At 66.1% G+C, this 14,633-nt stretch carries 11 protein-coding genes; 4 read left to right on the forward strand and 7 right to left on the reverse strand.

Annotated elements, in window-relative coordinates; genetic code table 11:
* Positions 1-16: 16 nt before the first annotated feature.
* Positions 17-193: a DUF1272 domain-containing protein gene (locus ASE59_RS19205; protein ID WP_082458292.1), complete on the reverse strand. Its 177-nt coding sequence runs from the start codon at positions 191-193 to the stop codon at positions 17-19.
* Positions 193-1,536: a phosphoglucosamine mutase gene (glmM, locus tag ASE59_RS11465; protein WP_056456178.1), complete on the reverse strand. Its 1,344-nt coding sequence runs from the start codon at positions 1,534-1,536 to the stop codon at positions 193-195. The genes ASE59_RS19205 and glmM overlap by 1 nt, the downstream gene beginning before the upstream one ends.
* Positions 1,537-1,607: 71 nt before the next feature.
* Between glmM and ASE59_RS11470 the strand changes: the two genes are divergently transcribed.
* Positions 1,608-2,873 (forward strand): dicarboxylate/amino acid:cation symporter, encoded by a 1,266-nt coding sequence (locus ASE59_RS11470; protein WP_056456179.1) that lies wholly within the window; start codon positions 1,608-1,610, stop codon positions 2,871-2,873.
* Between the two features lie 182 nt (positions 2,874-3,055).
* On the opposite strand, the gene gorA is transcribed toward ASE59_RS11470, so the two are convergent.
* Both gorA and pgi read right to left on the reverse strand, forming a co-directional pair.
* Positions 3,056-4,405, reverse strand: coding sequence for a glutathione-disulfide reductase (gene gorA, locus ASE59_RS11475; protein WP_056456182.1), 1,350 nt, complete (start codon positions 4,403-4,405; stop codon positions 3,056-3,058).
* Positions 4,402-5,892 (reverse strand): glucose-6-phosphate isomerase, encoded by a 1,491-nt coding sequence (gene pgi / locus ASE59_RS11480; protein WP_056456462.1) that lies wholly within the window; start codon positions 5,890-5,892, stop codon positions 4,402-4,404. Before pgi ends, gorA begins: the two co-directional genes overlap by 4 nt.
* A 201-nt stretch (positions 5,893-6,093) precedes the next feature.
* Here pgi and lepB point away from each other — a divergent pair, with 201 nt between their 5' ends.
* Both lepB and rnc read left to right on the forward strand, forming a co-directional pair.
* The gene (gene lepB / locus ASE59_RS11485; RefSeq protein ID WP_056456184.1) at positions 6,094-6,915 is read left to right on the forward strand and encodes a signal peptidase I; all 822 of its coding nucleotides are present in this window, start codon (positions 6,094-6,096) and stop codon (positions 6,913-6,915) included.
* On the forward strand, positions 6,912-7,580 hold the full coding sequence (rnc, locus tag ASE59_RS11490; protein ID WP_056456464.1) for a ribonuclease III: 669 nt from the start codon (positions 6,912-6,914) through the stop codon (positions 7,578-7,580). Before lepB ends, rnc begins: the two co-directional genes overlap by 4 nt.
* A 211-nt stretch (positions 7,581-7,791) precedes the next feature.
* On the opposite strand, the gene ASE59_RS11495 is transcribed toward rnc, so the two are convergent.
* The 3 genes from ASE59_RS11495 to ASE59_RS11505 form a co-directional block, all read right to left on the reverse strand.
* The gene (locus ASE59_RS11495) at positions 7,792-8,241 is read right to left on the reverse strand and encodes a hypothetical protein (RefSeq protein WP_156360044.1); all 450 of its coding nucleotides are present in this window, start codon (positions 8,239-8,241) and stop codon (positions 7,792-7,794) included.
* An 86-nt stretch (positions 8,242-8,327) separates the two neighbouring features.
* Complete coding sequence (locus tag ASE59_RS11500; RefSeq protein WP_235515734.1) at positions 8,328-9,011, reverse strand: phosphatase PAP2 family protein; 684 nt, start codon at positions 9,009-9,011, stop codon at positions 8,328-8,330.
* Positions 9,012-9,061: 50 nt separating this feature from the next.
* Positions 9,062-10,897, reverse strand: a complete 1,836-nt coding sequence (locus tag ASE59_RS11505; protein ID WP_056456190.1) for a methyl-accepting chemotaxis protein — start codon at positions 10,895-10,897, stop codon at positions 9,062-9,064.
* 300 nt (positions 10,898-11,197) lie between these two features.
* On the opposite strand from ASE59_RS11505, the gene ASE59_RS11510 reads away from it, so the two are divergent.
* Positions 11,198-14,533: a family 43 glycosylhydrolase gene (locus ASE59_RS11510; protein WP_056456192.1), complete on the forward strand. Its 3,336-nt coding sequence runs from the start codon at positions 11,198-11,200 to the stop codon at positions 14,531-14,533.
* The last annotated feature ends 100 nt before the right edge of the window (positions 14,534-14,633 follow it).

The raw sequence follows: 14,633 nt of genomic DNA on the forward strand, positions 1-14,633 counted from the left end.
CCTGCGGGGAGGATTCTCAGCGCCGCCGTGTCGGGCGATCCACCAGTTCGCCCCGGCAATTCGGACAAACCTCATCCAGTTCGTCGGCGCAGTCGGCGCAGAAGGTGCACTCGTGCGAACAGATGAACGCGCCATGCGCCGCCGCCGGCAACGGTGCGGCGCAGCGTTCGCACGCCGGCTTCATGTCCAGCATCAGGCCGCCGCCTGCCGCACCGCGTCGCAGATGCGATCCACCACCTTCTCGACATGCCCGGCATCGTCACCCTCGGCCATCACCCGGATCACCGGTTCGGTCCCCGATGCGCGCAGCACCAGCCGGCCGCGCCCGGCCAGCTCGGCCTCGACTCCGGCTACAACTTCTTTGACACGCGGATCGTCGAGCGGCTTGCCGCCGGCGAAGCGGACATTCTTCAGCAATTGCGGCAGCGGATCGAAGCGGTGCAGCACCTCGCTTGCCGGCGCGCCCGAACGCTGCACCTCGGCCAACACCTGCAACGCCGCGACCAGTCCGTCGCCGGTCGTCGCATAGTCGGAGAGGATGATGTGCCCCGACTGTTCGCCGCCGACATTATAGCCCGACGACCGCATCTTTTCGAGGACGTGCCGGTCGCCGACCGCGGTGCGGACCAGCCCCAGCCCCTGTGCCGACAGATGGCGTTCGAGGCCGAGGTTCGACATGACCGTCGCGACCAACCCGCCGCCCTTCAACCGCCCGGCGCGCGCCCAGCTGGCGGCGATCGTCGCCATCAGCTGGTCGCCATCGATCACCCGGCCCGCTTCGTCGACCACGATCAGCCGGTCGGCATCGCCGTCCAGCGCGATGCCGATCTGCGCGCCCGACGCCACCACCGTTTCGGACAGCAGTTGCGGCGCGGTCGATCCGACGCGGTCGTTGATGTTCTTGCCATCGGGCGTCACGCCGATCGCGATCACCTCCGCCCCCAATTCCCACAGGGCGGCGGGCGCGACATTGTAGGCGGCGCCATTGGCGCAATCGAGCACCAGCTTCATCCCGTCGAGGCGCAGGTTTTCGGGGAAGGTCGCCTTGGCAAAGTGGATATAGCGGCCGCGCGCGTCCTCGATCCGCTTGGCGCGGCCGATATCGCCGGGTGCAGACAGCTCGATCTCGTCGCTGTCGATCAGCGCCTCGATCGCCAGTTCGTCGGCATCGGACAGCTTGTACCCGTCCGGCCCGAACAGCTTGATGCCATTGTCATGGAACGGATTATGGCTGGCGGAGATCATCACGCCCATGTCGGCGCGCATCGAATGGGTCAGCATCGCCACCGCCGGGGTCGGCATCGGCCCGACCAGCACCACGTCCATGCCGACCGAGGTAAAGCCCGCGACCATCGCGTTTTCGAGCATATAGCCCGACAGCCGCGTGTCCTTGCCGATCACCACCCGGTGGCGGTGATCGCCGCGCCGGAAATGCGCGCCCGCCGCCATGCCGATCCGCATCGCCATCTCGGCGGTCATCGGCTTGCTGTTGGTCAGCCCGCGTATACCGTCGGTGCCGAAATATTTCCTTGCCATCGTCCCATACGCCTTCAGGTTGAGCCTTTGCGTGGCGCGGCTATTACCGCCACTTTGTTAAAAGGGCGAGCATGTCGCAAGCGACCAGAATTTTGGCGGGATTGGGTGCGGGGCTGGCGCTGGGCATCGTGCTGGCCGGGCAATCGCCCGACACCGCGCTGTCGGGAATCGCCATCGCCGAACCGATCGGCACCGCATGGCTCAACGCGCTGCGCATGACGATCGTGCCGCTGGTGGTGGCGCTACTGATCACCGGCATCGCCCAGACGGCGGAAGCGGCGCGCGCCGGACGGATCGCGACGCGGTCGCTGTTGCTGTTCGTCATCATCCTGTGGACGTCGTCGGCACTCGGCGCGCTGGTCACGCTGTCGCTGCTCGACCTCTTTCCACTGGGCGAGACCGCCGCGCAGGCGCTGCGGGCGACCTTCGGCACCGCCGCCCCGGCCGCGAAAGTCCGGCCCTTCACCGATTTCCTCGTCGCGATCGTGCCGACCAATCCGGTATCGGCGGCGGCCAACGACCAGTTCCTGCCGCTGATCCTGTTCACTTTGGTGTTCGGCTTTGCGATGACGCGGCTGCCGCAAGACAATCGCCACGTGCTGGTCCGGTTGTTCCAGGCGATTGCCGACACGATGCTGATCGTCATCAACTGGGTATTGTGGCTGGGGCCGATCGGCGTGTTTGCATTGGGCTATGTCGTCGGTGCGCGGGCCGGGACCGCCGCGTTCGGGGCGCTGGTCCATTATGTGCTGGTGCTGATGGCGGTCGGCATGACGATCTGGCTGCTTGCCTATCCGCTTGCCCGGTTCGGTGGGCGGGTGTCGATCGGGCGGTTCCTGAAAGGGACGGCGCCGGCCCAAGCGGTGGCGATCTCGACGCAAAGCTCGCTCGCCTCGCTGCCGGCGATGCTGAAGGGGTCGGGCGATTTGGGCGTGCCGGTCGCAACGTCGGGGGTGGTGCTGCCGATGGCGGTGGCACTGTTCCGTGCGACCGGGCCGGCGATGAATCTGGGCGTCGCGCTGTACGTCGCGCATGTGTTCGGCGTGCCGCTGGGCGCCGGACAGATCGCGGCGGGGATCGCGGCGGGGGCGATCACGACGATGGGCGCGGCCAGTCTGCCGGGGCAGATCAGCTTCGTTTCCTCGATCGCACCGATTGCGGTGGCGATGGGCGTCCCGGTCGAGCCGCTCGCGCTGCTGGTCGCGGTGGAAACGCTGCCCGATATCGTGCGGACGCTGGGCAATGTGACGATGAACGTCGCGGTGACGACGGTGATCGGCGAGCGCGTCGGCGGCGAACGGGTGACCGAAGCCGACGCGATCCTGGCGGAGGGCTAAATCCTCCCCGCTTCGCGGGGAAGGAGACCAGCCGCAGCATGGTGGAGGGGGAGCGCCGCCGAACGCAACAGTGCCGTATGCGGACACCCCCCTCCACCATGCTTCGCATGGTCCCCCTCCCCGTGTCGGGGAGGATTTGGCGTTCCGCTCGCGGCAGCGGGCCGGAACGCCCCACCACTACCCTACTTCATCAGCACCAGTTCTTCGGCCATCGTCGGGTGCAGTGCCACGGTCTGATCGAACTGATCCTTCGTCAGCCCGGCCTTTACCGCGATCGCCGCCGCCTGCAAAATCTCCGGCGCGTCCGGCCCGATCATGTGCAACCCGACGATCCGCCCGGTCACGTCGTCGCAGATCATCTTGTACAGCGCGCGTTCGTTGCGGCCGGCCAGCACATTCTTCATCGGGCGGAAGTCGGAAAGGTACACCTTCACCGACCCCAGCTTCGACTTCGCCTCACCCTCGGTCATGCCGACGCCGGCCATTGGCGGATGGCTGAACACCGCCGCCGGGATGCAGTCGTAATCGACCGTCACGTCCTTGCCGCCATAGGTGCGGTCGGCGAACGCCTGTCCTTCGCGGATGGCGACCGGGGTCAGCTGGACCCGGTTGGTGACGTCGCCGACCGCATAGATCGACGGACAGGTCGATTGCGCCTGATCGTTCACCTTCACCGCGCCCTTGTCGTCCAGCTCGACGCCCGCCGACTCCAGCCCCAACCCGTCGGTATTGGGCACGCGCCCGGTCGCGAACATCACCATGTCGACCGTGACCGGCTCATGGTTCGACATCTTGACGGTCAGGCAACCGTCCGCGCCCTTTTCGATCCCCTCGAACTCGGCGTGGAAGCGGAACTCGATCCCCTTGGTCATCGAGATTTGCAGCAGCCGATCGCGGATCGATTCGTCGTATCCGCGCAGGATCACGTCGGTGCGGTTGATCAGGATGACGTGCGCGCCAAACTGATGGAACACGCCGGCGAACTCGTTGGCGATATAGCCCGCACCGGCAATCAGGATGCGCTTCGGGATCGCCTCCAGATGGAACGCCTCGTTGGAGGTGATGCCATGTTCGGCCCCCGGACAGGACGGTACCGCCGGCTTGGCGCCGACCGCGATCAGGATGCGTTCGGCGGTCACCTCGCGCCCGCCCGCCAGCTTCACCGAATGCGCACCCGTAACGGTCGCGCGTTCGTGAATGATCTCGACGCCGTGATTTTCAAGGGTGCTGGTATAGGCGCTGTTGATCCGGTCGACCTCGCCCAGCACATTGTCGCGCAGCCGAGGCCACGAGAAGTCGCATTGCGGCGGGACATCCCATCCGAACGCATTTGCGTCGCGCAGATCCTCGGCAAAATGCGCGCCATAGACCAGCAGCTTCTTCGGCACGCAGCCGCGAATGACGCAGGTACCGCCGACGCGATATTCCTCCGCCACCGCTACCTTTGCGCCATGCGCCGCCGACACGCGGGCGGCACGAGTGCCGCCCGATCCCGCGCCGATGACGAAAAGGTCGTAGTCGTAATCGCTCATGCAAGTCCTGCCCGTGCCAGAAGGTCGTTGGTCGACGCATCGAACGTCTGACCACCGCGATCGGCTGCCTTCGCCATTTCCTTGCCCAGCTCGACCCCGAACTGGTCGAACGGATTGATGCCGAGCAGTGCCGCATTCACAAACGTCCGCGCCTCGTAGAAGGCGATCAGCGCGCCGAGGCTGCGGGCGTCGAGATCCTGCAACAGGATCGTCGACGACGGGCGATCCCCGGCATAGGCACGCGCCGGATCGTCGTTGGTCTTGCCCGCCATCAGCGCCGCGCCCTGTGCAAAGGCGTTGAGCAGCAGCTGACGATGGTGGCCAGGGTCGAGCGTATCGCCCGCCTCGATCACCGCCACGAATTCGAGGGGGACGATCCGCGTCCCCTGATGCAGCAGCTGGAACACCGCGTGCTGTGCGTCGGTCCCCACCCCACCCCAGGTGATCGCCGCCGAATTGCGCCCGAGCGGCTCGCCCGCCGCCGTCACCGACTTGCCGTTCGATTCCATTTCCAGCTGTTGCAGGTACGACGGCAGCAGCCGCAGCCGCTCGTCATAGGCAAAGGTCGCTCGCGTCTCGCAACCGGCAACCTGCGAATAAAAGAGGTCGGCAAAGGCGGCGAGCACCGGTGCGTTCTGCGTCCAGTCGGCAAGGCGGAAATGGCGGTCCATCTCGGCCGCGCCCTCCAGCAATTCCTCATAGGCCTGGAACCCCAGCGCCAGCGCGAACGGAAATCCGATCGACGACCACAGCGAATAGCGGCCGCCGACGCTCTCGGCAAAGGGCAGCACGCGGGTTTCATCTACGCCCCATTCCACCGCCTTGTCGGGCGCGGCGGTCAGCGCGATGACGCGACCATAGGGATCCTCGACCCCGCCCTCGCTCATCCATGCCAGCGCCGATGCGGCGTTCAGCATCGTCTCGGTGGTGGTGAAGGTCTTCGACGCGACGACCAGCAGCGTCGCGGCGGGATCGAAGCCCTTGAGCGCTTCCTCCATCGCCACGCCATCGACGTTCGACACGATCGCCACGTCGTACTTGTCCTCGTCGCGGCCGAGCGCGTCGAAGATCAGGTCGGGGCCGAGCGCCGACCCGCCGATGCCGACGTGCAGGATATGGCGAACCGGCCCGAACGCGTCGGCCTCGATCGCGTCGATCACCTGCCGCATCCGCGCCTGGAAACCGCGGGCCTGCGCGACGTCTTCGGGATTGCCCTCGCCGCGTTCGGCGGTGTGCGTCGCCGCGCGGCCTTCGGTGACGTTGATGACCTGTCCGGCGAACAGCGCGTCGCGCTTGGCGGCCAGTTCCATCGTCGTCGCCAGCCCCGAAAACGCCGCCAGCGCGGCATCGTCGAGATGCGTCTTGGCAAAGTCGAAATGGATGCCACCGACGTCGAGGGTCAGCTTGCCCAGCCGGTCTGGATCCTGTCCGAACAGTTCGGTCAGCCTGGTTTGCTTCAGCCCTTCGATCGCGGACCAGTCCTGCATCGCCATATCGTGCCTCGTATCACCGGAAAGAATGATGCCGCCGCACTAGGGCGGATGACGGGGGGAGGTCCAGCACGATCGCCACGCGCTGGACCGCCATATGCAGCGAAAGACACCAGCCTACGCTGGGGTCTACCGCAGCTCCCGCCTCAACCCCACCAACCGCTTGACGCCCCGCCCCGCCCCACGCATGGCTGAACCATGGCTCTCGACCCCGTCTCCGCGACTCCCGCCGCCCCCAAACCGAAGCGTTCGGAAGGGGCGGACCTGATGGTCTTCCTGCTGAAGCTGGCGATCGTGGTGTTCATCATCCGCTCATTCCTGTTCTCGCCCTTCTCGATTCCGTCGGGGTCGATGCAGCCGCGGTTGCTGATCGGCGACTATCTGTTCATCACCAAATGGAACTACGGCTATTCGCGCTATTCGCTGCCGTGGAACCTGCCGCTGATCCCCGGCCGTATCCTGCCGCGTACGCCGGCGCGCGGCGACGTGGTGGTGTTCAAGGCGCCGCCGACCGCCAGGCAGGACTATATCAAGCGCGTGATCGGCATTCCGGGCGATACGGTGCAGATGCGCGGCGGGCAGCTGTTCCTGAATGGGAAGGCGATCCCGAAGCAGCGCATGCCCGATTTCGTCGTGCCCGTCTCGCCCAACACCGACTGCGCGTCTGAATTCCAGCGCATCGTCGCCGAGAAGCCGGTCTGCGCCTATCCGCAATATCGCGAGACGCTGCCGGGCGGAAAGAGCTACAAGGTCCTCGACCTCGCCCAGACCGAGGCCGACGATACCGGCGTCTTCACCGTACCCGCCGGCCATGCGTTCCTGATGGGCGACAATCGCGACGACAGCGCCGACAGCCGCTTCCCGGCGCGCGAAGGCGGCGGGATCGGCATCGTCCCGCTGCAGAATATCGAGGGCAAGGCGGTCGTGAACTTCTTCTCGACCGATGGATCGGCGCAGTGGCTGCTGCCCTGGACCTGGTTCTCGGCGGCGCGGTGGAACCGTATCGGGGAAGGCTTCTGAGCGACACCCTCCCCCGCTGGGTCGAACAGGCGCTGGGTCGCGCCCCGACCCGCATCGACGATTACGCGCGCGCGCTGACCCATGGCAGCACCGCCCGGGCGACCTATGAGCGGCTGGAATTTCTCGGCGACCGCGTGCTGGGCCTCGCCGTGGCCGAATGGCTCTACGAACGTTTCCCGGCCGAGAGCGAAGGCGCGCTGTCGAAACGGTTCAACGCGCTGGTCACCGGTGCGGTCTGTGCCGAGATCGCGCGTGGGATTGGCGTCGTGCCCCATCTGAAACTGGGCAAGCAGGCGCGCGACGATGGCGCGGGCGACAGCGACAATGTGCTGGGCGACGTGATGGAGGCGCTGATCGGCGCCTTCTATCTCGACCATGGCCATGACGCCGCGCGTGCGCTGGTCCGTTCGCTATGGGGTTCGCGGATCGATGCGCAGCTCCGCGTGCCCCGTCATCCCAAATCGGCGTTGCAGGAATGGGCCGCCGCGCATAACCGCCGCCCGCCCGAATATGCGATCGTCGACAAGAGCGGCCCCGGCCACGCCCCGCGCTTCACCGTCCGCGTGACGATCGGCAAGCTCGCCGCGATCGAGGCCACCGGCACGTCGAAGCAGGAGGCCGAGACCGCAGCGGCAAAGGCGTTGCTGGCGCAATTGGACGGTTAGGGCATGATGACATAAACCTGACCCGTTCGTCCTGAGTAGCCCCTTCGACTGCCTGCCTACGGCAGTCGCTCAGGACAGGCATTGCGCTTGTCGAAATGGCGTATCGAAGGACCGTCTGTGGGGAAAGTACTCCGATACGGGTCTTCGACTTCGCTAAGCCCCTACTCAGCACGAACGGTTCTACCTGTTGTCATCACATTCCAGACCGACCCTATTTCGCCGCGCCGGTCTGCTTGTCGAAATCGGCCTTGGTCACGTTCAGCATCAGCCTGTTGCCCTTGACCGCGAACACGTCCGCCGGGATCATCGCCCGCGAACTGCCCGACACCAATTGCACACCCTCGGGCTTCACCGCCTCGATCGTGCCGAGTGCCGCGCCCGCCGAATCATAGACATTCGCCCCGACCAGCAGGTCGGCGGCCACCGCCGGCACGATGCGGTTGGTGTTGCGGCGCGTCGGCCGGGCATTGGTCGTCGTGCCTGCCTCGTCGCGCAGATTGTCAAGCGCGAATTGCTGGTCCCGGTCGCTGGTGGCGCTGCGCGACGTGTCGTTGCCCAGCCGACCGTCGGTCGACGGCGCGCCGCCGCTCGGAACCTGCGCCTGTGCCGAACCGGCGCCGAGCGCCAGCACCATAGTAACCATTGCGAGCCTTGCCGTCATCCTTGCCTCCTATGTCCATCGCATTCGGCGATATTGTTTGCGCTAACGCTACCCCTGCACGCCCGGCGTGGCAAAGGTTTCCGTCGTTACCGGCCGTCAAGCACCCGCAATTCGATCCGCCACCACCCGATCGCCCACAGCGCGCCGAACAACCATCCGGCCAGCACGTCGCTCGGCCAGTGCACGCCCAGATAGACGCGGCTCGCCCCGATCGCCATCACCAGCAGCACCGCCGCCGTCATCGCGAACACCCGCGCCGCCGGACGCCGCAGCAGCGGCCATGCCAGCGTCGCCAGCGTGAGATACACGATCGCCGAATTGGCGGCATGGCCGCTGGGAAAGCTGTTCGACGTCTCCGCCATCAGATGCGGGACGAGGTCGGGTCGCGCCCGTGCCACCGCATGCTTCACCAGCACGTTCGCCCAGCTTCCGCTCGCACAGGCAAAGGCGACCAGCGCTCCGGTCCGCCACCGCCCCATGCTGCCGAGCAACAGCGCGACGAAGGCGACCATGATCGTCAGCACCGTCGTACCGCCCAGTGCCGTCACGTCACGCACCATCGACGTAAACCGCACCGACCCGATCGGCACCCCGTCGCTCCCGCGCAGCGCCAGCAACAGCCGCCGGTCGAGCGCGAAGACGTCGCCCTGCATCACCCGCGTGCCGAGGAAGAATAACAGCAACAATATGCCGACGGCGACCGCGATGCCGATGATGCTCCATGGCATGCGGCGCGAGGGACGGGGTTCGGGGCGGAACGGATCGGGCATTCCGGCCGAACGCGGGACGCGACCAAATGGACGCGGCCGGGCAAAACGCGTCAGGCGGCGGCCGGCAATGCCGTCGCGTCGGGCGCATCGGTCGCGTCGGGTATCCGGAACTGGGTCAGCGACCGTGCCAGCGCGTCCGCCCCGGTCAGCAGCCGGGCCAGCGTCTCGCCCGCCTCCCCCGCCGCCATCGCATTGCGTTCGGTGACACGGGCGATGTCGCGCATCCGCACATCGACATCCTGCACCTCGCGCGCCTGCCGTTCGGCCGCACCGGCCAGGTCGGTGACCAGCGTCGACATCTCCTTCACGTCGCGCAGGATCAGCCCCAGCTTGCCGCTGGCGGTCCCGACCAGGTCGACCCCCTCGATCGCACAGGCCCGCGCCGATGCCAGCGACTGGGCGATATCGTGGCTGGCCGTGCGCAGCCGTGCGGCCAGCTGGCTCACCTCCTTGGCTACGACCGCGAAGCCATTGCCCGCCGCTCCGGCCCGCGCCGCCTCCATCTGAGCGTTCAGCGCCAGCAGATGCGTCTGTTCGGCGATCGACCGGACCAGCCCGGCGATGGCGCCGATCTGTTCCGAACTCTCGTCGATCCGCGCCATCGCCCTGACCGCCTCCGCCACCGTCCGGCGCGACTGTTCGGCGGCCTCGCCGGTCGAATGTGCGACTTCGGCAACGCGGCGCACGCCTGCCGTATTGCGGTCGATCAACGTCGCGACCTGGGTCATCCGGTCACCGACGATGGCGATCGCCCCCGATTGCTCGACGGTCCGCTGGGTCAGTTGTTCGCCGGCGACGACGATGCTGCGCGTATCGCGGTCGACCGTACCGACCATCGTCCACACCCGCCCCAGCAGGCCGCCGAGCTGCGCCAGCGCCGCGTCATAATCCTGTTTCAACACCGCGGCATCGCCCGACAACCCACCCGGCAGGCGGAAGGTCAGGTCGCCTCGTGCGATCGCCGCCAGCCCGGCGCCGATGATGTGGATCGTCGCCCGGTCGCGTTCGGCATCGACGCGGACCCGCCGCGCCGCCTCCTCCGCATCGCTTGCGCGCGCTTCGATCAGCCGCTGCGCTTCCGCCTCCAGCCGCTCATTTTCGATTCCCGCCACTCTGAAAACCTCCAGCGATCGGGCGATCCGGCCGATCTCGTCGCGGCGGCGCCGCTTGTCCACCGGCACCGTCGCGGTGAAATCGCGCCCTGCCAGCCGATCGACGATGCCGCTCAACCGGGCCAGCGGGGTCGCGATCGATCGGGTCAGCAACCACCCCATCGCAACCGCCATCGCCAACAGGGCGACACCACCGACACCCAGTGCGAACAAGGCGTGCGACATCGTCTCGTGCAGTTCGTCCTCGCGGGTGGTGATGCGCCGCTCCTCGATCTCACGCAGCGACGCGACCATGCGGTTGATATAGGTGATCCGCGCCTTCGCCCCCGCCGCGACCAGAATTGCGGTCGCCTGCGCCCGCCCACCTGGCCGGCGCGCCATCGCCAGCAGCGGATCACTATAACGGCGGCTCCAGTCGGCATCGGCGGCGACCGCCTGTTTCACCAGCGCGCGTTGTTCGCGCAGGTCGACGAGCGCCGCGAGGCTCGCCATCGAATCGGCAAATTGCGCCCGCCCGTCGTAATAGGTGTCGAGATAGTCGAAATTGCCGGTCAGCAGCACGCCGCGCATCTGCGAATTGGCACGGATCACGCCCTTTTCGGCGACATGCGACAGGCGGATGATCCTGGCGCTTTGCTGGTTCAGGTCGACGGCGTCGCGGATAGAACCGATCTGGTTGGCGACCATCCCGATCAACAGGATCGCCATGGTCAGCAGGATGCCGAACGCGATGGTCAGCTTCGCGCGCGTGGACCCGTCGCGGAACCGTATCATCGCCCTTCGTATCCGCATCGACGGTCGCGTCCCCTTCGGCGGCCACGATGCCGTCGACGCCCGCCGCGATGGTCCAGACGTCGATCCTGCGATGGCGCTCTTGGACATCGGATAGGCGATCGTAGCTAAGAAGCGCTTAACGCCGCAGATACTCGGCGCTCGAAAGGCCACACGACCGAAGCTGCTATAGCCCCCCTCCCCGTCGGTCAGATCATCGCGGCCTTGATCGATCCACCGCCCATGCCGCTTGCGGAACGCAAAACTTGTTGCGAAACATTCGCCGGAGAGGGAACGATATCTGTGCTTATCAGCAAACCGAAGACCGCTGCGTTTCTGGGTTTGGTCTTGCTGGGCAGCGCCACCACGGCCCCGCCTGCGGATGCCCAACCGGGCAATACGGAACGATCTTCAAAGGTTCAAAAACAGGCATCTAGCCGCGATCATGCCGAGGCATATCTGTTCGTCTATTTCACCGGCGACAGCGTCGATGGCGAAAAGATACGCTTTGCGGTGTCGGAGGGTAACAACGCCCTGAAGTGGCAGGCGCTGAACGCAGGGCGTCCGGTGCTGGAATCGGCGTCCGGTACGCGCGGGCTCCGCGACCCGTTCATCCTGCGCTCGGCAAAGGGCGACCGGTTCTTTCTGCTGGCCACCGATTTGTCGGTCGGCCGCGCCGGTTGGAACGGCGCAACCGATCGCGGGAGCCAGTATCTCGAGGTTTGGGAGTCGACCGATCTGGTCCACTGGGGGCAGCAACGCCACGTTCGGGTCAATCTTCCCAATGCGGGCATGACCTGGGCGCCGGAGGCCAGTTGGGATCCGTCGATCAACGCCTATGTCGTCTATTGGACGTCGACACTGTTCAAGGATCGGGCGCGGACGCAGGGTGACGGTGAAGGGCCACGGATCCTGCGATCCACGACGTCCGACTTCCGGACGTTTACTACGCCCGAGCCATGGCTGAAGGCTGCCGACGTGCCGGGCATGGTCCGCGACAAGGGACTGATCGACACCACCGTGCTCGCGGATCGGGGATATTATTATCGGTTCACCAAGGGTACCGATGCGGCGGGCTGCGCGTCGCCGGATATCTTCGTCCAGCGATCCCGGTCGTTGGGCGCGATGCCAACGGCCCCCGCCTGGTCGCTGATCGACCGTTGCATCGGCCGCCGGGCAGGAACACCCGAAGTAGAAGGGCCTAGCGCGTTCAAGGCGAATGCCGGGGATACCAGCGGCTTCCGCTATTTTCTGTGGGTCGATCACTATGGCGGCATCGGCTATATTCCGCTGGGTACCAACTCCCTCACGCCGCCGATCCGCTGGACCTATCCTACCGAGTTCCGGCTGCCGCGATCGCCGCGACACGGCGCGGTCCTTCCGATCACGGAACGCGAGCGTGCGGCGCTGGTCGCCCGTTGGGGGGTGAGTTCGCAGCCGGAGCCGGCACCCCCGCAAATCAGTGATACGCTGGTCGTTCCGCCGATCGTCGGTTCCGGGACGCGGTTGCCGAAGCTCGCCGGTCATGACGTGCGCTGGCAGGTCGACGGCGAACCGCTGAACGGTGACGTGCTGCGCAATTATGATGCGAAGCCACGCTCCGTGCGATTGACCGCAAGGATCACGGGGGCTGGCGCGGCCGCAGCGACCAAGGCGTTCGACGTGACGATATTGGGTTCGGCCGCACAACGCCTGACCAGCTACGCGCGGACGCCGACCAGCGCCCATGACGCCAATCAACCCGTAATCGCCCGCAGCGTGCATCTGGCGCTCGGGCCGGAAGGGCACATGACGCCGCTGAACGGTGATTATGGCGTCGCGTTCGCACGCGGCGACTATGTCGGCGTGGATCGCGTGGATTTGCGCGGCGTGGCGGACCCGTCCCCCTTTTATTTCGCCGACGGAAGCCTCGGCATCATCGCCACCCGCGTCGATATGGCCGGCAAGAAGGAACCGGGCGTCGCGCTGGTGTTCAAGGCTGCTGGCCCCACTGCGGTAGAATTCGCTGAATTGGGCGTGGTCGATCTGCACGGCGACAAGATGGTGTCGACGCCCCGCGCGGTCTGGGACTCGGCCGCCCGGCGCTACGACGTCACCTGGAAAGACGGCAGCGGGGCGCCGTATCGAACGACGGTCGCCGATCTTGCACGTATCGAAATGGTCGGCGGAGCGTTTGAACCGACACCGGGTGCGCTACGATCGAGGATCGTGTCGCCGGGCAATGTCGCCCCTGCGCAACCCGGCAGCATCCCGATCGATGGCGAGATTGCCGTATCGGAACCGATCGCGACCGCCCTTCGCAACCGCTATGACCGGGTGGTCAATACCGGCGTGCGCGTACCCCCGCTCTCGATAACTGCCGGAGCCGTCGGCGCCGTGACGGACGCGCGGGCGGAGTTGCAATATTCCGATGGCTCCGTTGCGTCACGCGCCGTCGACTGGAACGCGCCGGACCTTGAACGGCTGGCGAAAGCACGCAGTGGCAGCCATGTGATACGCGGTACGGTCAGGCAACGCGCCTATCCGCGCATCTTCGCCTATAATCGTGCCGATCCGACCATCTATCGCTTCGAACGCAACGGACGCGTGCGGTACCTGTTCATCGCGACCGACGATACCGACAACAACAATGTCGGTTCCCATCACCTGCCGATCCGTGTCGCCGACACCATTGAGGCACTTTCGGACGACAAGGGCGGCAGATCGCGCGAAATCGATCTGTTGAACCGTCGTCAGCGCCGCGACCGAACTGCGGATGGACGGACGATCGCGGGCTGCTACTGGGCGCCGGAGCTTCACGAGATCGGCGGACGACTGTCGATCCTGTTTGCGCCATGCTTCAATCCGAAAGATCAGCGTTCGAACGAAGGCGGCGACTGGTCGACGGTGCAGGCGCACATCATGCAGCTGCGCGATGGTGGCGACCCTGCCGATCCGGAAGCGTGGTCGCGACCGACCGCAGTACGCAAGGCTGACGGATCGATCCTCGGCAGGGCCGAATTCGACCGGAACATCAGCCTCGATATGTCGTATTTCAACGTCGCTGGGCAGGGTTATTACCTGTGGTCCCAACGATACCTGTCCCCACCGGGGCCGCCGGGCGATCCGTTGACATGGATCGCAAAGGTCGATCCGACCCGTCCCGACCGGCTGGCATCCGCCCCCCGGCCGATCATCACGCCGACGCTGTCGTTCGAAGAAAATCTGGCCGAAGGCGCCTTTGCGATCATCCGCAATGGCGTCGTCCATGTGACCTATTCGGGTTCGGGTGTCAGTCCGACCTATGTAGTGGGCGGGGTACGGGCTTCGCAGGACAGCGACCTGACGGACATCGGCAACTGGCGCAAACATCCGCTGCCCCTGCAGAAAAGCGTCCCGATGCCGTCGGGCGTAACCGACTATCTGAACTATGAACAAGGCCCGGGACATGGCGCGTTCACGACGGACGAGGACGGCAACCCTCTCTACGTCTATCACAGCTGGGGCGATGCCGTCGGTGGCAACGGACGCGATACGCGCGTTCGGCGGCTACATTGGGCTGCCGATGGCAGGCCAATCCTGGACATGACCGTCGACGAGGAAGTGGCACCGGCATTCCGCCAGGTACAGATCGTCGTCTCGGTTGATCCGAAACCTTGATCGCATCTGGTCGATCGTGATTACCGAACGCCGTTCCAGCGGCGCGGGAACAACAACAAGGCGGTCGAGTGTCGACGTAGGAAGACGGTACCAAAACCGT

This window comes from Sphingomonas sp. Leaf10 (assembly GCF_001421245.1).
In the GTDB taxonomy this organism is placed as follows: Bacteria; Pseudomonadota; Alphaproteobacteria; order Sphingomonadales; family Sphingomonadaceae; genus Sphingomonas.